Here is a 20,071-nt window from a genome sequence, read left to right on the forward strand (position 1 = left end):
CAATTACTTGATAATTAAATATTGCGTTATCAGGTACTTTTTGAGCGCAGGGAAAAGCCTTAAAATATAGTAAAAGCGGGTTACTATGGGCGATTAGAACCATTCAGCTCACCCATCCCCACTTTCAGCGATACACATTAAGGTTTGGATAAGAGTGAGCATACTCATGCTGTTTCAATCTATGGCGAATCACACCTTAAATTTGCCAACTAAATCGGTCAATGCGCTAGATAAAGAATGCAGCCTCACTCCGTTTTCATTTGTGTTCACCGCTATATCACTCACACTATCTGCGGCATTTTTAATCTCTACCACGTTGCGATTAATATCTTCTGCAACATGCTGTTGCTCTTCGGCTGCGGTAGCAATTTGCGTATTTAAATCACTGATATTCACAATTGCTTGAGTGATCTCGGAAAACTGTTGCTGTGCAGAGTTAGTCAGCTCCACTGTTTTTTCTGTGCGTGTGAGGCTGCGCTTCATTTCCCCAGATACCAACTCAGTCATTTTTCGCAGCTTATCAAGCTGTGATGCAATTTCTTCTGTTGACTCTGAAGTACGTTGCGACAAGGCTCTTACTTCATCTGCAACCACAGCAAATCCCCTACCGTGCTCACCTGCGCGCGCTGCTTCTATTGCAGCATTCAACGCCAATAGGTTAGTTTGCTCAGCAATGCCTCGTATCACGCTTAAAATAGACATAATATTTTCGCTTTCAGTATCCAGCTGCATAATATCTGAGGTCGCCTTGTTAATAACCTCAGATAGAGTGGCTACACTCTCTACCGATTCTGTAATCACACTTTGCCCAAGCTCAGAGGCTTGTTGCGTTTGACCAGCCAGCTCTGCGGCATTTGCACAACTGGCCGCCACTTCATTGGCCGTAGCCGCCATTTGGTTGATGGCTGTGGCAGCCATTTCCAGCGCTTGTTGCTGTTGACTCGTCGCCCCAGTGAGCTGATCAGACTGTGACGCGGTTTGTTTTGATGTTTCATTTACTTGCTGCGCACATTCATTTATTTGTGCCACTAATTCAGCGATTAAATTTAGGAATTGATTAAAACTAGTTGCGAGTTTACCTGTTTCGTCTTTGGTTTTTATATCTAGACGTTGGGTTAAATCACCTCCCCCTTGCGATATTTCAGTCAGTCCATCACTCACCTCTACAATAGGCGCTGAAATCAACTTGGAAATGTAATTGGCCAGCACCACAAAAATGGCAATCAGCACGGCGCTCAAGATTAGAATGGTCAGCGTCATTGCATTTGATGCTGCCATTACTTCACTTTTTTCAACTAACCCAATAAATTTCCAGCCAAGCTTAGGCGACGTATAAATGTTAGCAAAATAGTCTTTTTCGTCTATTTCCAACTCAAATAGACCGTCATTATTTTGCGCCAATTCGCGATAACGGCCATTTGCGATGTCATTTAATTTCTTAAACCGGTGTTCCGAAAACTTCGCATCAACTAGGACATTACCGGTATCCTCCACCAGCATTAAGTATCCCGTTTCTCCGAGCTTAATATTACGAATAATCTTGGTTAATCCCTGCAAAGATACATCCATGCCTTGCACTGCAACATTTTGGCCGTTAGCTTTCACGGCCTTCACCGTCGACACTATCACCATATCATCTGGCGCCCAATAGTACGCACTTGTGCGGATAGTATCGCCATTACCGCCCTGTCCTGTTTTAAACCATGGGCGCTGACGTGGATCGTAATTGGCATTTACTTGTCCCAACGGCCATTGAATATACCCGCCTTGCTGATTACCCATATAGATATAGGCAATGCCAGGGTGGGTTTTGCCAAAGTGCTCAAACAGGGTATATGCTGCGCGTTCACTCTCACTACCAGCCATTGAGTTGAGACGGCTTGCACTGGTTTCGTCCATATACGTTTGTACGCCTTGACGGGCACTTAACACATCAGGGTGGGAAGCTAGATAATCAACATTTTTTGCAATTTCATCAAAAAACATCTGAATGCCATTATCGACTTGGATCGCTTCTCTATCGCTTAGCTCTGAAAAAGTCTCAATACCCTGCTGCCTTGTTTGACTAATAATGAGCCCCGCGATAATCAGTAACGGCAGGGCGATTGCCACTGCAAACGATAGTCTTAACTTTTGCGATATATTCATGAATCAACACCATTTCATCGATTATAAAAATATAGTGATAGATACCTTATTGAGCAAGAATGACACAAAAATATGACTACTTGAGCAGCGATTATTGTTCGTTATGACCGCTTATCTCGGTGACTTTGGGGTAAAGCCTTCGGCATGTTATTGTAACAACTTGATAAAATGTCTGGGTCAGGTGTGATAACGCACTTTTCAACTCAGCTTTTTAATTACTAGACCATATATGCCATCTTCTGCAAAATTGGTTTTTATAGTCTATTATCCGTAAGAAGTTTTTGCGCTCAACCACTTAACAACGGGACAACTATGTTAAAACTTTCAACCATCTCACTGGGATTAGGTCTAGCACTAAGCACTAATCCAGTGCTTGCCAATAATTCAGAAATTGACCTATTAAAACGCCAATTGGCTGAACTTCAAAAGAAACTCACGCAATTAGAGGAGAAGGAACAAGCTCGAGCTAAGCAGGAAGAACTTGCAAAAGCTGAAAAAGCTGAAGCGCAAGATAACACCACAACCACCGTTGCCGCAGCAGAGCCAAAGCCAAGTATCAAAGTTGGCGGCGCCGTACGAACTAATTTCAGTCATACCTCATACGATGATGACAATAAAAATCGCGGCGGTGATTTTGATTTCGATATTTTCAGGCTTAACTTTTCAGGTAACGTAGGTGGGTTTGGCTTAAATGCAGAAATCCGCTTTTTTGACTACATGACTGCTGTAAAGTATGCCTATTTAGACTACGATTTCGCCGAGAATTGGCAAGCACAGGTTGGTATGACCAAAGTGCCTTTTGGCAATTCACCTTACAACTCTCATAACTGGTTTTTTAACACCACCTATTATATTGGCCTCGAAGATGATCATGATATGGGGGTGGTCTTTAAACGAAAAGTTGCAGATAACTGGCAGCTCGACCTCGGCTTTTTTAAAAATGACGAGTTAGGTGGCGTAGATGGTTACGTTGATGACCGCAGTGACCGCTATTCTTATGACGTCGTCGGTTTTCGTAAGGCGGGAGATGGTGTCTATGATGATCCCACTCAACCAATCGGTGAATACAATACGTTTGTTGGCCGCTACGCCTACCACCTTGAGCACAGCGGTGGTGTCACAGAAATTGGCCTCTCAGGATTAGCCGGTGGTTTACACGACGGTAATGACCGTGCCGGCGATTACCACGCATGGGCGCTGCACCTAAATAGCAATATAGGCCCTTGGAACTTGCAGTTACAGCATGGCGAGTACAACTACGATATTGATGACGTGAATCGCATGGCTGTGGGCGCTTATGCTTTCTATGACTCAATTGCAGCAGAAGCAACCATGTCAAATGTTAACTTAGCTTACAGTATGCCAGTTGAGTTTGGTCCTATTACCGATCTGCAATTTTATAATGACTTCGGTATTATTTATGATAAATCCGATAACACTGAAGATACATGGATGAATGTAACGGGCGTATCACTTGCCGCTGGTGCATTTTTTACCTATGTTGACTTAGTTCACGCAAAAAACCAGCCGTTTATTGGTGGCTCAATTGCTGGCGATAGCGATGAAACCGAGCGTCGCTTCAATATTAACTTTGGCTACTATTTTTAGCCGTTCATGGGACGCCAATAAAATTCACGCATAAACCTGCAAAAAGCGTGGTATTCAGGGCGATGTAGCTATTAGCGCATCGCCCTTTGGTGCACGCAATGGAGCAGCAAATTACTACCCGCTTCAACATCATGCCAGTGACTCCATTCGTCTTGTGAATGGCTAACACCGTTAAGAGACGGAATAAAAATAAGCCCCGTTGGACATATATCACAAAAAACCTGACAATCATGTCCAGCGCCACTTGGCATGATTTGATAATTAAGTGACAAAGCGTCTGCCTGTAGGCGGATAAACTGGATCATATCAGGTGAACATTTTACTGGTGGTACCCAACTCATCCGCTCATGCTCAAACACCAATTGATGCTTACGAGCAATCGCGCTTAATACCTTATGACAGGCCAACTCCAAGGCTTCCATTATCGTTTCATCCATATCGCGCGCCACAATAGTAAAATTAACCTCGCCCGCAACAGTATGCGCAAAGCCAGGCTTGATTTCCGCTTTGCCAACCGTGATCCTTGTAGTATCAGTACCATCTTCGGCAATAATTCTATCAAGCTGATAAGCAAAGTCTGCCAGCCCCATAAAGGCATCACTGCGCATTTCCATTGGCACAGTACCAGCGTGGCTCGCTTTACCTATTAACTTAACCATCCATTTAAATACGCCAGCAATTCCCTCTACCACGCCGATTTGTATTCCGCTTTGGTCAAGTACAGGACCTTGTTCTATATGAAGTTCTAAAAAGCAGTCAATTTGCTCTGGCGGTAATTTTGCACCCAGCGCCGCCATCGGTTCTAACCCTTGAGCACGCATAGCGTCACTGAGCATATATCCATCGGCATCATGGCTACTGAGTAATTGCTGTGTGGTTAACTTTCCAGTTAACGCCTGTGCGCCAATCATGCCACTAAAACGTCCCTCTTCCTCACTAGTACCTATTACCCATACTGGATGAGTCAATGCTACCTCTTGCTCTTTAAGCACTCGCAGGCATTCAAAGCCTGCAACAACACCCAGCGTGCCGTCAAACATACCACCAGCTGGCACACTATCTAAGTGCGAACCTATGATCACTGCGGGTTTTGTTGCTATTTCAGGAGAAGTCATTTCAATGATCACGTTGCCTGCACCATCCATTCGGCTTATAAATCCCTCTTGTTGTGCACAGGACATCAGCCATTTTCTAGCTGCAAAATCTTCGTCACTAAACCCTTGTCGATAGATCCCCTTGTCTTCATGGTTGTAGCCAAACTCTGCGAGCGCGAATAGCATTGACTTGAGACGTTCCAAATTCACTTTCATAACTCATTCCTCATTTTCGATGACACCTTCCGTGTGCTGTTATTTACTTCGTAACTATAACCCTTAGCCGACAATGTGTGCCTGCTACGCTCACAAGTTACTACCTATACCAACTAGGTGCTCACATTGATTCAGGCTTGGGCTCTGCCTTAAGCTTAGCTTTAGCTTAGTTGAAAATTCGCGAATTTCCGGCTCTGTGGTATGCTTTTAAGTGTGTGAAGTGACTGTCTCTGTCGCTTGAAAAGTGAGAATTTCAATGCCAAAACATAACACCTCCCTATTCAACCGCTGTTTCTGGTTTCACGCAGCAGGGATCCTGTTTGTTGGCCTTGGCTTTATTGGTATGGCGTTACCTGTGATGCCTACGACTATTTTTTTCATTCTCGCGCTGGGCTGCTTTACGCGCTCCTCTCCAAAATTAGCGCATTGGCTACTGACTCACCCAAAATTTGGCCCCAGCCTAGTGGCATGGCAACAATATCAAGTTATTCCACCCAAAGGTAAAATTGGTGCAACAGTAGGAATGGCGATTGGCCTTGTCATACTAAGTCTAAGCGCTGCACCTATGTGGGTGATCTGGGTTGTCGCAAGCATCGAGGCCACAGTGCTTTGTTATATATTTTCACGCCCAAGCACAACACCCGTTAACATTAGAGATTAAAAACACATAAATAAAACAAAGTAAACCCAAAGTTTACATTACTACCCATTTAAGGTATATCTCTTGTTCTTGTAAAAGAAACAACAACAAGTTGAGATACTATGAAAATAAAAATAACCTATCTAGCAACAGTGTTAGGCATAATGGCAAGCTCTGCCAGCGCCCAACAGGAATACCCTTTATTTCCCGGTGATCCTCTCGTACACCAGCAATGGCATCTAAAAAACACCGGACAAAATGCTTTTTCTGAACGAGGTGGCGTGGCAGGAGAAGACCTGAACTTAAGTTTAACTCATGCGCTTGGCATTATGGGAAGCGGCGTCACCACCGCTGTAATTGACGGTGGTGTTGAGCTCACACACCCCGATTTAATTAATAATGTAAAACCAGGATCGTGGGACTTTCTAACCAACTCACCAGACTTAAAACCAGCCAACAGCAGTGACAGTCACGGCACCGGTGTTGCAGGGATTATTGCAGCAACTGCATTTAATGGTATTGGTGGTCGTGGGGTTGCTCCAAGAGCTGGACTTGTTGGTTTTAACTACCTAAAAAATGGCAATATGGAGAACTGGCTACAGTCTCACGGCATGTATTCTGATGGTTTTAACAAGGCTTCATTTGATTTTCCTCGCGTGTTTAACCAAAGCTATGGTCGCACCTTATCTGCACCGCAGCGCTTTAATTATGACTCAACACCATGGCTACAAACCTATGAACAGGCACAAGAAGAGATCACCACCACCAGTCACAGCGGACGCGGTGCTATTTTCGTGAAGTCAGCGGGCAATGGGTATCGGGTACAAAGCTTTAACGCCCGTGGTCTTGGCTCAGGTTACTTATGGTTTGCAAATCGTAACCACGGCTTACCCATGCAAAATGTAAACCTTGAGCGAATTGATACCAGTTACTGGAACTTAGTGGTCTCAGCATATAACGCAGATGGCAAACTTTCTTCATACTCTACGGTCGGTTCAAGTGTATTTGTGAGCGCGCCGGGTGGTGAGTATGGCTCCACAACACCAGCGATCATCTCAACCGATATCAGCGGTTGCGATTGGGGTAAAAACCCAGCCAATTTACGTAACAGCTTGCATGGTGGGCACCCACTCGACCCACACTGTGACTATAATGCCACAATGAATGGAACGTCTTCAGCAGCACCAAATACAACAGGTGCAATCGCATTAATTATGTCAGCAAACCCCGCTTTGACTTGGCGCGATGTCAGGCACATATTAGCTTCTACCGCACGCAAAATTGATGCCGAGCACCCAGGTGTCACCCTGACTTTTAACAATGCACAGGGCGAAGCACAACAGTACGACGCTATCCCTACATGGCAAACTAACGCGGCAGGTTATGACTTCCATACCTTTTATGGTTTCGGTGCCGTAGATGTTGACGCGGCAGTTCACATGGCAAGATTCTATAATGCAGATCGCGGCAATTTTACTATCACACCGTGGCAGCAAGTTGATGCCAACGTAACCATACCTGATGGTTCAGTTGCAGGTGGTGAAAGCTCGGTACAAATTGACAACGATGTCACCGTTGAAGCTGTCCAGATCCGAGTAACAGGAGAGCATACCAGCACACGAGACGTGGCAATTGAACTTATTTCTCCAGCAGGCACTCGCAGTATATTGATGACCCCAAGAACTGGAACGATCACAGGTCGTAATGGTTTTGCTGACATGCAGATGTTGTCACATCACTTCTATGGCGAAGCTGCTCAAGGCCAATGGACAATCCGACTCATTGATACACAAGGTGAAGATGAGGCGTTCGTATTTGACCCTCGTAATGGCGCACAAGATATTCGAGCAGTTCACAGAAATAATGCACAAGATGGTGTACTCACCTCATGGCAAATTCGTTTTATTGGTCATAACTAAGGAGAACCTTCATGAAAGCAATCGTTTTAACTGCCTTATTACTGAGTGGCCACGCTTTTGCAAACAACGACGCATTGGTTGAGCTGGTAGAAGCCTCTCAAGGCGCTGCTGTTACTATTAATAATCAAGAGTTTATTGCTGTAGAAGCGAATAGTGTTACCTTAACAAAAGGCTTGCAGCTACAGTCGCCGTCAACCGGCGAATTGTACACGGTCACGGGGGAAGTTATCGTGGAGCACCTTTCAGTGATCGATGCCACAACTTTTGCGCGAGATAATACACTGGTTTTAAGTTATGTCAGGGGCAATCGCGCTATTTATAGGCATGCTGACTCACAGATAGATCTTCAAGTATTAAACGCTCAATTACGCGCTCAGCCAGGAGTATTGAGCACACAAATTGGTCTACAACTCGAAGGATTAGAAAGCGAGTAAAGGGTTATGAAGTGGAGGCGCTACGCCTCCTCTGCACACTATGCAAACGCCTTAAAAGCGTCATCTAGTGGCGTGTGTGCAATATGATTCACATAGTTACTCATCACTTTTTGACTTAGCGCTAAAATGATTTCCAACAGGTTTTGCTTGGTGTAACCCACGGCAAAAAACGCTTTAGTTTGTGCATCACTTAACTTACCGCGCTCACGCAGCATTTCGAGTGTTGTGGCACGCAATACTTCTAATTTTTCATCGCCCAATGGTGCTTGCTCACGCAATGCTTTGACCAACTCATCACTCACTTTCATTGATTTTGCGATAGCGGAGTGAGCAGGCACACAATAATGACATTCATGCTCTACGTTAATCGCTTGCCATACCACGGTTTTTTCATCGTTATTGAACGAGCTGTTTAAAAACGCTTCGTGTAACACTTGATAACCATGTAGATGCTCAGGCGACTCAGCCATCACGCCATGAAGGTTTGGAATACGGCCAAACGCTTGCTGGGACTTCTCGAGTAATGGTTTACCTTTTTGCGGTGCAGAGTCCACAGTATGGATTGTAAAGTCAGTCATAACTAGCTCCTTTTGGTGCATTTTGTATTGGTATAACCCGAGATCTAACTAACCTCAGGTTAACTAACCTGAGCTGCGGATAATTAATGCCTTTCTAGCAGCCAGTTTTAGTGCTAACTGCGTTGAATTCACTTCCAATAGCCAGCTATTGGTACGTAAATTCGCCTTGTTTTCCCTAAAACTCTCTGGCTAGACAAGGAAAAAATTAGTTGCGCTTTAGCAATAATGAGTTGGAACATTCCTTATCCAAACCTCAGGTTAACTACTCATTGAGTACTAGACTAACCTTACTTGAATGATCGTTCAAATAACTATTCGCTATAGTAGACACAATAACTTTCTAAATTAGTATGAAATATAATTCGCTACTGGCTGGTCGGGTCAAGCCAGCAGCATTGGGATCAAAAATAAATTTTGTTCTCAGCATAGTCGATAACTAGCTTGTCATCCTTAAAGTTACTTAAGCCAAGTAGGATAAATGGCTCATCTTTATATCCAAGCACCTCAAATACCGGCATATCTGACAAGTGACTTTCAGTATTGATGATTTCCTTGCCACCTACGCTAAAGCGCAGTGACTCTATGGCGACCTTTTTGTTTTCTATATTATTTAGACCTCGGCCGATATCTTCTTTACCAAGCGTCAAAGATAGCTTATTTGCCAAGTGTGAGTTGATGTAATTAGTTGGCGCGCCGGTATCTAGTAACGCATCCACCCGTTCACCATTAAAACTTGCTGTGAGTTTGATAAAGTCGTCGTCTATTGTAAAGCGTGCACTTTCTAGACCTTGTGTCACACTACTTGGACAAGCCTTTTGATACAAGCTAAACGCATTATTTTTAAAATCAAACACATTACAATATTGCGACATATATCCATGCCCCAAAATGCCAGGTAAGACGCCTTCGACCTCTAAGCGGTTCATATCTTGAAATACATATGGTAGCGATTCAATCGCAAAGTGCCCGACACTCGTGTGCTTTATCTTTGTCAATTCCAGCTCTGAATTACCATTGGCTCCTTGCACATTCATTGTGCTTATTTTGTCTTCTGGCAAGGCTAATTTTACTTTCATGTCTACAGGCAAAATACCAACGTTCGCAGCAGTGTCTAAAATCATGGGATGCGTGACCTGATGATTAAGCGCTGTCATTACATAGGCATGACCTTTCTCGGTATACTTCATCGGTAAGGTTAGTGACTCAGGTTTCGTAGGCGCGCTGATGCCACAGCCAACGGTAGTACATGCTAATACTGATAAAATAATTGCTCTCATAATCTTGCTCTCACACTGTTGATGTTTTTGTTGAGCTAACTATGCCGAGCAATTGTCAAGCAATTATCAAGTTAGTCGAGAAAACCTCAGCGTAAAGCTCGCTCCTTGATTTTCAGTGCTATTGGCAGTCAGGGTCGCTCCCATCAACTCAGCAAGTTGACGACAAATTGGTAAGCCGAGCCCTAAACTAGATGTGTCATGGCGTGACGCCTGAACTCGGTAAAAGCGTTCAAATATTTGTGTTAATTGAGTAGGAGACATACCCTGACCGCGATCAGTTACCGTGATAACCAGTTCATTGTCTTGATAATGTAGGTGTAGCATTACAATGCCGCCATCAGCGCCGTATTTAAAAGCATTATCGAGTAGATTCACCACTATCTGCCTAACTCTTCCTGCATCGAGCGTAGCGGTTACGCCCGCTTGAATATCCGCTGTCAACGCCACACCTTGCTCCTGTGCCTGCGCTTGATAACGCACCAAAAGCGCACTTAGCAACTCAGAAACATTCACCTGTGTAGGTGACAACGTCAGTTGTTTTGATTCGGTTAACGATAATAAGCACAAGTCGTCGATGATACGATTGACGTTGTGAAGGTCTTGGGCGATCACTGCCAGCTGAGCTTTATCCATCGGCAAGATGCCGTCTTCCATTGCCTCCAAGCGTGAGCGAATGCCGTTAAGTGGGGTTCTGAGCTCATGAGATAAGTCTGAATTCATTTGTTTATATTGCTGATGTAACCCCTGTAACCACGCAGCAAGATTATTGAAGCTGCTAATGATTTCACCCACTTCATCATGGCGCTTAAGCGCCAAGCGGGTATCTAACTCGCCCGACTCTATCGCCTTAAAGCTACGTTTAAGCTGTTTAAGCGGCGACAAGAAGTACCACGACCCCAGCCACGCAAGTAATGCAGCAATAATCGATAAGATGACCAAAGTAAGCATAAAATCGTCCAGCATCGCTTGCTGTAGCGCTTCCTTTTCAAACGACCTGTCTAGCAGTACCTTGGGAAGCCAAAATAATTCTTCATTTTGCGCCAGTTCATGTTGTACTTCATTAAATTGCACCACAAAGGCTGCAACACCGGGATGATGAATTGAAAATTGATGACCGGATTTGACCTGCTCATACTCAATTGAGAGCGTTGGGTCAAGGGTTTTTGCACTCGTGGTTAACTTGGTGTCTCGCCAAATAAACAGTTGCTCGGGAAAAGTCGCTGATAAAAACGTCAGCGTCGCTTCTGGGTTTACAAAAGCTTTGTCAGCCAATGCGGCTTCCACTAAGTCATCATCAAGCAATGTATGCCCAAATGTCACCGCACTTTGCTTATTGAACGCTAAAAAGGTGCGCTCCGCCGAGTGTTTAGATAACTGATAAAAGCTCCCAAGCAATGCAAAGGTACATAGTGCCACAAGTAAGGTAAATTTAGTTTTTAATTTCATGGCAATACCTTATTCGCGATAAATTGATAACCCTGACCATAACGCGTAGCAATAAACTTAGGCTCAGCTTTGCTATCGCCCAGTTTCTTACGAAGGTTTGCTAAATGCGTGTCAACGGCACGGTCTGTGATCGGTGCATCGCTCCCCCACACTTGCTCTATTAATTGTGCACGGCTAAATACTTGGTGAGGTTGTTTGGCCATGGTGAGTAGTAACTCAAACTCTACCGCCGTCAACGCAGGAGTCTGCTTTGCCACAGTGACGGATTTGCTCTCTAAGTTAATGCTTAAGCCATCAAACAGCAAAGCGGCACTTTGCTGTCCACGATAGCTGCGCTTACATAGCGCTTTTGCTCGGGAGATAACTTCACGCGGACTGTAAGGCTTACACACATAATCATCCGCGCCAAGTTCAAACCCCTCAAGGCGGTCGGTTTCAGACACTTTTGCGGTCACCATAATGGTAGGAATGTTGCGCATAACGGACTCTTTAAGTAGCTCACGGCCATCACCTCCTGGGAGCATAACATCCAAAATCGCAAGCTCAAATGTGAGGTTTTGTAAGGCTCGATGGGCATCTGGGGCGTTATCGAAATGGACAACCTGCATATCCGCTTGTGCCAGATATAAACTTAAAATCTCGGCACTGCTTGGGTCATCCTCGACATATAAAACAGTATATTGGTTAGGCATTGTTGAAATTAACTTAACGAGTCGTGCTGAAGTATTCGAAGCCTTTTGATAGCCGCAATACCTTTCATCATTATTGTGATGAGAGTCAATCGCGCCCACGCAAGTAAGCGATCCGTCAGCTGATAATGTCAATAGCTGCACTATGCCACAACCGCACAGCTTATTAAACGTAGTGACCATAGCAAATTATACCAAGCTGCAAACACCGCATAACAAAAAACAATCAACCATTCACCCTCTTGATTGATGGTAACTATCTATAATAAAAGGACTTTTACATTACTTATCAATGCAAAACTGCAACCTTTGCAACTTGTAGTTAATAGTGTCACTAAGACACAAATATACAACAATACAAATTTTGATCGATTTAAATATTAGTGTCACACAGACAAAAACTTATATTTATTAACATAAAAAACCCTTATTTTTGCTTTAATCTGGACAATCGTTTATTGTGTCCAAAAGACAGTATCTAGATAACCGATGACTTCTGAACACGATTTAACCGAGTTTCACACCCCACTTTTTTCAGTAAACAACGTGCTATTTACAATGTTGCAGGACAGCCTAAAAGTACTGTTGGTAAAACGTACTAGCGCCCCATTTAAAGGTCGCTGGGAGTTACCTGGCGAGTGTGTTGATATTGAACTGGATGACAACACGGATATGAGTGCGCTGCGCAACATCAAAGCGCTCACCGCTGCCACTCCGCAATTTTTTGAGCAGCTACAAGCCTTCTCTGGGATCAACCGTGATCCACGAGGCTTTAGCGTATCGCTGGTTTATTACGCTTTGATTTCACCGCAATGTATCGCCGTAAAACCAAGTGCAGTAGAGGAAGTAAAATGGATGGATCTGAGTGCGATCCAAGATCTCGCAATAGCTTTTGATCATAAGCAGATCATCGCAACGGCAAGATCTCAGCTACAACAAAAAGCATTATATTCAATGATCCCCGTTTATTGCTTAGCGGATCAATTTACCATCGGACAACTTAAAGCTGCCATTGAGGCCATCATCGCCAAGCCTATTCAACGTAAAAGCTTAATAAGGCGTGTTGAAGCTTCCGGCATGCTTGAAGCACTCGATGAAAAAGTGAAGTCTGGTGGGCGACTGGCACAGTTATACCGGCTAAAGTCAGACACAGAAACTGTGTATTTTGAACGGAGTTTGAGCTTTGGATAAAGCACAGATCGTGGTAGTTTTTACGACAACGACAATACTGCTCCTTGCAAATAATCTAGTGCCTGACATTGTGCTTGCAACTGTTCGATAAAATCCTTGGTGTGAGCCGGTGGGATCCGCTGGTTTGGCCAAAGCGCATAAATGTTACGAGTAAATTGACAGTCACCGATATATTTAAATGCTGTTTTAGAGTGCGCGCGCAGCGCGGCTATTTCCGTCATTGGCAATACACCCGCACCGTTCTCTGAACCAACCAATTTTCTCACCAGAGTGATATCACCCACATAAGATACGTGATTGAACTGTGCAAGTAGTGTGAGCCATTCATCGGTTGCTGGAATTTGTGAAGCTTTAAACGGTAAGAACAAAGTTTGCGTAGTCGCAATCTCTTTAGCGACCACTACCCGCACGGTAATTTGCCCCAAGCGCTTTTGATAGACGCTAGAATCCTCCAGCTCGCCAACACGGATCGCTAAATCAAAGCGCTTTTGGCTTAACAAGGCCACACTGTTGGCAGGTTCAACATGTAATTGAATATCAGGATGTTGCGACTGAAACGATTGCAGTGCATCGTATAATGGATCAATTATTAGGTTTTGCGGGCATAGCAGGTGGAACGTCTTAGCTTCTAGTGTCGAAAGCGTTTCACTTTTTGCATGCAGCGCAAGCAGCGGATCAGCCATCTCATCGACTACAGCTTGACCGTGATTTGTTAGTCTAAGCCCTCTGGCACTGCGCAGTAATAACGGATAACCAAGCTTGTCTTCTAGCGCTAACATCCGTTTAGACAGCGTCGGGGCGCCAATCCCAAGCTCTTCTGCCGCCTTGGCAAAACTTCCCCAGCGGCTTATCTCAATAAACAGTCGTAAGTCATCTAGCATAATTACCCTTGCAATCTTAGCTTTCCACTTCTGCCATTCTGATCGACTGGCTATTCCCTACAATCATACCAACAGCCAAAGGAGAAAACATGCAAAAACTCGTTTTTACATTGCTACTGTCACTATGCCTGTCACTTATGGTGTCTGGGTGGGTTACGTACATCAACTTAGGATTAGTGGCAGACTTTACCATGCGATGGGCACATGCTTTTGCCAACGCTTGGCCAGCCTCGTTTGTCGCAGCTTATTTATTATCAGCCCCCGTTACCGCCGTTACTAAACGCATTATGGAGAAATACCATGACCATCAGCCACAATAACGTTAACTTTATCGCCCATATCACACCTAAGCCCGAGCACTATCAAGATTGTATTAACGCAATCCAAGAGATCTTGCCTGCCACTCATGCAGAAGCAGGTTGTTTACGCTTTGAACTTTATGAAAATGAAAACCGCACCCAGCTTACCTTAGTTGAGCGCTTCATTGATCAAGCCGCGTTTGATTTTCATCACCAGCAAGCTTACACCAAACAGGTATTTACACTGTATCAAGGATGGTTGGCAAAAGCGGTGGATATAATCGCCATCAAACCGCTGTAACCAACACTTTAGCTCGATATAGCACAATGCCATTTTACTAGGTGTTGTGCGATTGGTTTAGTGACTTGTTAAACCTTGGGTATTTTTACAAAGACGATATACTAAGGTGAAGTACAACAATAAAAGGAAAATGCCATGCCAGGATTACCAGCTGCACGGATTTCAGATATGCACGTCTGCTCTTTGGTGACTGGCACCGTGCCACATGTAGGCGGGCCAATATCAGGCCCTTCGGTGCCAAACGTGTTAATTGGGGGAATGCCTGCTTCTGTTGTTGGTGATATCGCTGTTTGTGTTGGTCCACCAGATACCATCGTAAAAGGCAGTACCAGTGTGCTTATCAGTGGCAGACCAGCAGCAAGAATGGGGGACACCACCAGCCATGGCGGTAACATCGTCCTTGGCATGCCAACGGTGTTAATAGGCTAAACACAATTAGCGGTGAGCTTGAAGCCCAGATCTACGCTCACTCGCTGTCCAAGCACCACGTTAATCAGACAGTAAGGCATATCGCCTATGCAGCTTTTCCAAAGACATAGCCAAAGCCTGTAGTGCGTTACGCTCCGATTGACAAGCCGCATTAAGCCTTGTCATCGCAGGACGACGAGGACTGGTTCGATGTGTCGAGTCCAGCTGAGATAACCACTTTTGTGCAGGGTACAATACATCACGCTGCAAGATCTCGATACGGTGAGCAATGATGGCTAAGCAAGCGGGGATCTGCTTACAGTTACGTGGCTTAATTAATGCCTGTTTGCGCTGGCGGAAAAACTGGTAGTACTTACCAATACCATTGTCGATAGCTTTAGTAATTTCGTGACGGCGACCAAATTTCACCCATGTTAGCTTTTTCCACTGCGCGACATTAACTGGCGTCTGCTCCAGTGTATTCAAATCATGCGACAGCGACGATTTACCTAATAACGTTTGCCCAAGCAGCTTATAGTCTAAGGCCTGCAACTCCATTTCTAATCGTTTTAGTTGCGATAGCTGGTCAAACTGATTGGTGCTTTGTTGTTTCAGTACTTTTTTATTAAAAAGCTCAACTTGATCCAATACACTCACACCCTGTTTTACCGTCGTATTCGCTTTACTCAATGACTTTTTGTTGAATAATTCCAGCTGGTCGAGCACACCAACCCCGCGCTTTACTTGGGTATCACTTGGCATTAATTGTGAGGGGTTAAATCGGGTCACCTCATCTAGTAGTCCCAAACCGCGCTTTTCTATTGTTTTCACCGAGTTTAAGTTGCTCTGATTAAACAGCTCAATATCATCCAACAACCCATGACCGTGCTTTTCCTGCGTTGACGTTGATTTTAAAGTAGATTTATCAAAGCTTCTGATATCATCAAGTAAAGAGCTAGGCTTAGATAACTCCACTTTACTCAGTAAGGATTTATCAAAATTTTGTACTTGTTGCAGAAAAGGCGCAGGACCCACTTCATCGCTCTTGGTTTTCAGATCCTTCAACCGAATTTTACGAGACTCGATATATTCTTGCGCTCGCTCCTTTAGCGACTCAAATTCAGATAAATGCTCATTGCAGTAGTCAAGCCACACTGCCATATCCGTATTGTCTCGCACTGTTGCAAATAAAGTGGAGTCGGTTGCATTGACAATAAGGTAAGCAGCAATGAGCGGATCTTTTAGCAAATTGTCATCAAGATACGGATGATGTTTATTGATTTGCAGTAAATGTCGGTTAATCTTTCGAGTGTAGTAGTACTCTTTCGCTAATACTGCGATCTTTTGTACATAAAAAGCGGTCAGAGTCAGTATTTTCGTGACATTACCAGGGAGTGTGATCCCAGAAATGACCGAAAAGCTGTTATCAATTGCCTTCACCAACTGTTTACCTGCCTCAGCCATCGCCAGCAAGAATTGGTTATTCGCAAATGTCGTCAAGGCTGTTCTCAGCTGATAGGTTTTATTGGCCAGCATCATCGTTTTGCTATCTTTAAAACGCTGAGAGCAAGCTTTAGCTGCCATTTTCACCGCATCTGTGTACTCTTTTACAGATTTGGCGGCAGAAACGATAGCGTTGATACCAGGCACTAAAGCAATACAAATTTCAGCAACCAAGCTTATCAACAGTTCGCGGATACTCACCCAGCATTCTTTGACAAAGAACATAAAGTCTTGCGCTATGCCTTTCAAAAAATCGATAACGGTTTGCGCGATTTCTTTTACCCAGTGGTAGCCCTGTTTAACGGCGGTAGCCATGACATTGCCACTTTTGATTTGACTCACAATCGCATTGGCAATTTTATGAATTTCTGATGATTCACGCCGCTGCTCTTCATTGTAATTTGACTGTACTTGGCGATCTTTCTCTTGTTTTTCACGCTTTGACTGTGTGATGTCTTTCTTGGCCTGCTTCACCATGTCTTTCAAGTCATCTTTATACAGAAACTTTGCACGGCTGCCGTATAAAATCCTCACACAATCTCGCTTGGCCTCTTTGGCCAGCAACAAAGAGAAGTCATCAATCTCTTGATCTTGTTTTTCTGGAAATAGAAAGTGATGCAAGCGCTCAACAGGAAAGTTATTATCAGCCGAGTTTCGCTGGCTTGAACGCCAACCGTCTTGCTTCAAATATTTTTCTTCTTTGCTTACCTGCCATAAGAAATAGGCACTTTTTAGTTCTCTAAAGTTGGCAGCAGTTGCAGACGCTCGATACGCTGCAACTTTGCTATCCACTTTTCGTAATAATTTGCCTCTAGGTGTCAGTCTAATACTGGTGTCATTGCGCCATGTATTCAAAATATGAGTCGTGGCAAACGGCATGAAAGCTCCAAGGGATTATTGATCTATCATAGATAATAATATTGCAGCATTGATAGCATGGCCAACCATATTTTCAGGTGGTAGTACCACAGGTAACTCAGGTGCAACGATTGACCCGGTTCCTGACCAAAAGACTGAGTAAGCTAGCCAACCAAATGCGTTGTCTAGCCCTACCCGTTCAGCGAGTTGTTGTGCACGGATACGTAAGGTTTCGCTCGGGGACTGCAACCAGCTCTCTACACAGCTTAATACCTTATGCTCATCATCTGTGTTTGCGCCATAGGATTTCACTATTTCAAGCCCCCAGCGGATAGCATTCATCACCGCTAGACCATGTGCAATAAGTTGAATCGCATCCCGCTCTAGATCAGCTTTTAGCAGTACAGCGACCCCCTGCTGTGGCGTCAATGTTGGCTGTAATAAGTGGCTGGCTTCTTCAGAAGCCTTATAGCGCCCGATAATCGTCGCGATAGACGCTTGCTTGAGTTGCCCAAGCACTTGCTCATTAATTCTCGTCATTAATCTACTCAGTTTATTTTTACCAGAGCACCACTGATCTCAGCCATTGCGGTACCACTGAGCTTTGCCATTGCCGTTGAAGTGACTTGTGCACCGGCCGTCCCTTCTAGCTTTGCAATGGCTGTAGACTTAACATTGACCCCAGCTGTCCCCTCTAGATTAGCTTGAGCCGTGGCTTTTAAGTCCAAATTGGCGGTAGCACTAATTTTGGTTGAAGCTTTGCTAGCACTCGTAAAATTCATCGCCGAGATCGACGTATCTTGAGACGATTTCAGGTCAATAGCCGCGCCTTCTATTTTAATTCCAGAGCTAGATATTGTAATTTGATTGCTCCCCACTTTTAGCGCAATCTCACTGTCTCCTTCCAGTGTAATTTTATCCGCTTTCAAGCAATAATTTTTCGTCACAGAAACCGTTTGTGACTCTTCCACTGAAGTCGTCTGATTTTTCTTAACCGTTAGGCTATCATCGGCATTGACTAAATGTGTGGCATTGTTTGCCACCGTGACGGTAAAGTCTTTACCTGACGTAATCGACAGTAACTCCTCACCTTTTTTGTCATCAAAGCAAATTTCATGGGCGGTATCGTCGGCTAAACCCGTTTTAATGCTCGACTGTGTCGCATCTTTTTGTGGGTAAAGTGGTTTAGTATTGCTATTAAAAACACTGCCAATCACTATCGGCTTATCAATATCGCCATTGATAAAGTCAACGATAACCTCATCCCCTATCCGCGGGATAAACTGCATTGCGGCCTTACTACCAGCAGTTTGCTGCATTACACGCAAATAGCAACTGGTGGACTTATCATCTGCCGTATCCCAATAAAAATGTACTTTGATACGCCCATCAGTATCTTGGCTGATTTCACCTTTACTATCTGCAGCGCCACTTTCCGTGACTACCACCGCAGAGGTGATCCCACGTGCCAATGGCTTAGCTGGATGTCGGGGGGTCAATGGTTGCGCTTCATCACGACAGCGCACCACACAGCGATAACTAGTCGCTTGATTTGACTGACGCACATCAATATGGTGATTGACTGCTAAAACGTTATAATCGCCTTCTAATTGACTTTGAAGGTGCGTCACCACTGATAGCTTGTTCCCTACTACGACCACATTCGCATCTGTCTCCATTTCGATATCGCCACCTTGTGCTTGTTCAGCCTGGTTTAGCTGCGTCGCGAGTGTACTGACATCGCTAAAGTCATTGCTATCGCTTTGTAACCCAACATATTCAAAGCCGTTGCTCGTAGCGGTAGTCACACTGGAGCTTGAAACTTGACTTTTGGCCGACTCGACTTTTGTTTTTGTATAGTTATAGCCAGAAAGGGACAGTGACTTTTTAACCAGCTTTTGCATCGGTTCAAAGCGTTGTAGCAAGAGGTTTTTCGCGGTTTTAACTTGAGCATGGTCAAACTTAGCTTGACTGTTTGTGTCTAGTGGTGAACTCGCACTTTGTACCTGCAAAGTGTGTTTACCACTTGATTGCGCAAAATAGAAAATAACACCTGACTGTGCCATCAATCGAGTAACAAACGCTAAATCGGTTTCATCATACTGGGTACAGTATTCCAATTTGGCGCTAGGCATAGTGCCAAACTTGTACATCCCCTTAAAACCCGCATTATCAAAAATATCCGACAGAATATCTTTTACAGATTGCCCTTGATAAATTCGATATGTGCGATTAAAACGCAGTAACCAGAGCCAAGATTTGAGCACCAGTTGAAACCGTCGCACACTATCAGCTCCGCTTTCAAGTTCAGTTATTTCCGCCACATACGCCTGATACTCTAATAAATTATTAGGTCGACCCGCGACGTCCTGATACCAGTTTACTGTTAAAGTTTCTCCTAGCAAACTGGTACCATCATCACCATCAGTAACAAGTTCCACTTCAGCAGATACGCCCTTATCTACCTCATCACTGATGTTGCAGTAGTTCAGGCGATACGTTTTGCCGCTGGCTGCTTTTGCAACCAAATAGCTCACCTCACCTGCAATATAAGTTTCCATATTGATACCTTATTGAAGTA

The 20,071-nt window shown here is 44.3% G+C and carries 18 protein-coding genes; 8 read left to right on the forward strand and 10 right to left on the reverse strand.

Features of this window, described 5'->3' with window-relative positions; all coding sequences use genetic code 11:
* Positions 1 to 189 precede the first annotated feature (189 nt).
* Positions 190 to 2,148, reverse strand: coding sequence for a methyl-accepting chemotaxis protein (locus J8Z24_RS16125; protein ID WP_252094992.1), 1,959 nt, complete (start codon positions 2,146 to 2,148; stop codon positions 190 to 192).
* A 312-nt stretch (positions 2,149 to 2,460) separates the two neighbouring features.
* Here J8Z24_RS16125 and J8Z24_RS16130 point away from each other — a divergent pair, with 312 nt between their 5' ends.
* Positions 2,461 to 3,756, forward strand: a complete 1,296-nt coding sequence (locus tag J8Z24_RS16130; protein WP_147388971.1) for a porin — start codon at positions 2,461 to 2,463, stop codon at positions 3,754 to 3,756.
* A 71-nt stretch (positions 3,757 to 3,827) separates the two neighbouring features.
* Here J8Z24_RS16130 and J8Z24_RS16135 read toward each other — a convergent pair whose 3' ends face one another.
* Positions 3,828 to 5,066 carry a Zn-dependent hydrolase gene (locus tag J8Z24_RS16135; RefSeq protein WP_252094993.1) on the reverse strand — a complete coding sequence of 413 codons (1,239 nt, stop codon included), beginning with the start codon at positions 5,064 to 5,066 and terminating at the stop codon, positions 3,828 to 3,830.
* A 256-nt stretch (positions 5,067 to 5,322) separates the two neighbouring features.
* On the opposite strand from J8Z24_RS16135, the gene J8Z24_RS16140 reads away from it, so the two are divergent.
* The 3 genes from J8Z24_RS16140 (at position 5,323) to J8Z24_RS16150 (ending at position 8,059) form a co-directional block, all read left to right on the forward strand.
* On the forward strand, positions 5,323 to 5,727 hold the full coding sequence (locus tag J8Z24_RS16140) for a YbaN family protein (RefSeq protein WP_128731442.1): 405 nt from the start codon (positions 5,323 to 5,325) through the stop codon (positions 5,725 to 5,727).
* A 101-nt stretch (positions 5,728 to 5,828) separates the two neighbouring features.
* Positions 5,829 to 7,625, forward strand: a complete 1,797-nt coding sequence (locus tag J8Z24_RS16145; protein WP_252094994.1) for a S8 family serine peptidase — start codon at positions 5,829 to 5,831, stop codon at positions 7,623 to 7,625.
* Between the two features lie 11 nt (positions 7,626 to 7,636).
* Positions 7,637 to 8,059: a serine protease external chaperone gene (locus J8Z24_RS16150; RefSeq protein ID WP_252094995.1), complete on the forward strand. Its 423-nt coding sequence runs from the start codon at positions 7,637 to 7,639 to the stop codon at positions 8,057 to 8,059.
* A gap of 38 nt (positions 8,060 to 8,097) precedes the next feature.
* Here the strand turns inward: J8Z24_RS16150 and J8Z24_RS16155 are convergent, their stop codons facing one another.
* From J8Z24_RS16155 to J8Z24_RS16170, 4 genes are all read right to left on the reverse strand, one after another.
* Positions 8,098 to 8,637: a carboxymuconolactone decarboxylase family protein gene (locus J8Z24_RS16155; RefSeq protein WP_125250747.1), complete on the reverse strand. Its 540-nt coding sequence runs from the start codon at positions 8,635 to 8,637 to the stop codon at positions 8,098 to 8,100.
* A 401-nt stretch (positions 8,638 to 9,038) separates the two neighbouring features.
* A complete protein-coding gene (locus J8Z24_RS16160; RefSeq protein WP_252094996.1) occupies positions 9,039 to 9,914 on the reverse strand; it encodes a retropepsin-like aspartic protease in 876 nt (291 codons plus the stop codon).
* A 66-nt stretch (positions 9,915 to 9,980) separates the two neighbouring features.
* Positions 9,981 to 11,360 carry a sensor histidine kinase gene (locus J8Z24_RS16165; RefSeq protein WP_147388967.1) on the reverse strand — a complete coding sequence of 460 codons (1,380 nt, stop codon included), beginning with the start codon at positions 11,358 to 11,360 and terminating at the stop codon, positions 9,981 to 9,983.
* The gene (locus J8Z24_RS16170; protein ID WP_252094997.1) at positions 11,357 to 12,232 is read right to left on the reverse strand and encodes a response regulator transcription factor; all 876 of its coding nucleotides are present in this window, start codon (positions 12,230 to 12,232) and stop codon (positions 11,357 to 11,359) included. Before J8Z24_RS16170 ends, J8Z24_RS16165 begins: the two co-directional genes overlap by 4 nt.
* Positions 12,233 to 12,538: 306 nt before the next feature.
* Here J8Z24_RS16170 and J8Z24_RS16175 point away from each other — a divergent pair, with 306 nt between their 5' ends.
* Positions 12,539 to 13,240, forward strand: a complete 702-nt coding sequence (locus J8Z24_RS16175) for an NUDIX hydrolase (RefSeq protein WP_147388966.1) — start codon at positions 12,539 to 12,541, stop codon at positions 13,238 to 13,240.
* A gap of 20 nt (positions 13,241 to 13,260) precedes the next feature.
* On the opposite strand, the gene J8Z24_RS16180 is transcribed toward J8Z24_RS16175, so the two are convergent.
* Complete coding sequence (locus J8Z24_RS16180) at positions 13,261 to 14,121, reverse strand: LysR family transcriptional regulator (protein WP_252094998.1); 861 nt, start codon at positions 14,119 to 14,121, stop codon at positions 13,261 to 13,263.
* A gap of 89 nt (positions 14,122 to 14,210) precedes the next feature.
* Between J8Z24_RS16180 and J8Z24_RS16185 the strand changes: the two genes are divergently transcribed.
* The 3 genes from J8Z24_RS16185 to J8Z24_RS16195 all read left to right on the forward strand — a co-directional run bounded on the left by J8Z24_RS16185 (position 14,211) and on the right by J8Z24_RS16195 (position 15,150).
* Positions 14,211 to 14,441, forward strand: coding sequence for a DUF2798 domain-containing protein (locus J8Z24_RS16185; RefSeq protein ID WP_147388964.1), 231 nt, complete (start codon positions 14,211 to 14,213; stop codon positions 14,439 to 14,441).
* Entirely contained in the window at positions 14,422 to 14,721 is a 300-nt protein-coding gene (locus J8Z24_RS16190) for a putative quinol monooxygenase (RefSeq protein WP_147388963.1), read from the forward strand. Before J8Z24_RS16185 ends, J8Z24_RS16190 begins: the two co-directional genes overlap by 20 nt.
* Before the next feature lie 135 nt (positions 14,722 to 14,856).
* The gene (locus J8Z24_RS16195) at positions 14,857 to 15,150 is read left to right on the forward strand and encodes a PAAR domain-containing protein (protein ID WP_125250755.1); all 294 of its coding nucleotides are present in this window, start codon (positions 14,857 to 14,859) and stop codon (positions 15,148 to 15,150) included.
* Between the two features lie 60 nt (positions 15,151 to 15,210).
* Here the strand turns inward: J8Z24_RS16195 and J8Z24_RS16200 are convergent, their stop codons facing one another.
* Genes J8Z24_RS16200 through J8Z24_RS16210 form a run of 3 tightly spaced genes read right to left on the reverse strand, consistent with a single transcriptional unit; the run spans position 15,211 to position 20,051 of the window.
* The gene (locus J8Z24_RS16200; protein ID WP_252094999.1) at positions 15,211 to 17,511 is read right to left on the reverse strand and encodes a hypothetical protein; all 2,301 of its coding nucleotides are present in this window, start codon (positions 17,509 to 17,511) and stop codon (positions 15,211 to 15,213) included.
* A gap of 15 nt (positions 17,512 to 17,526) precedes the next feature.
* On the reverse strand, positions 17,527 to 18,030 hold the full coding sequence (locus J8Z24_RS16205; protein WP_125250756.1) for a DUF6931 family protein: 504 nt from the start codon (positions 18,028 to 18,030) through the stop codon (positions 17,527 to 17,529).
* An 8-nt stretch (positions 18,031 to 18,038) separates the two neighbouring features.
* Entirely contained in the window at positions 18,039 to 20,051 is a 2,013-nt protein-coding gene (locus J8Z24_RS16210) for a type VI secretion system Vgr family protein (protein WP_252095000.1), read from the reverse strand.
* Between the last annotated feature and the right edge of the window lie 20 nt (positions 20,052 to 20,071).

The organism is Pseudoalteromonas sp. SCSIO 43201 (assembly GCF_023716725.1).
Classification (GTDB): Bacteria; Pseudomonadota; Gammaproteobacteria; order Enterobacterales; family Alteromonadaceae; genus Pseudoalteromonas; species Pseudoalteromonas peptidolytica.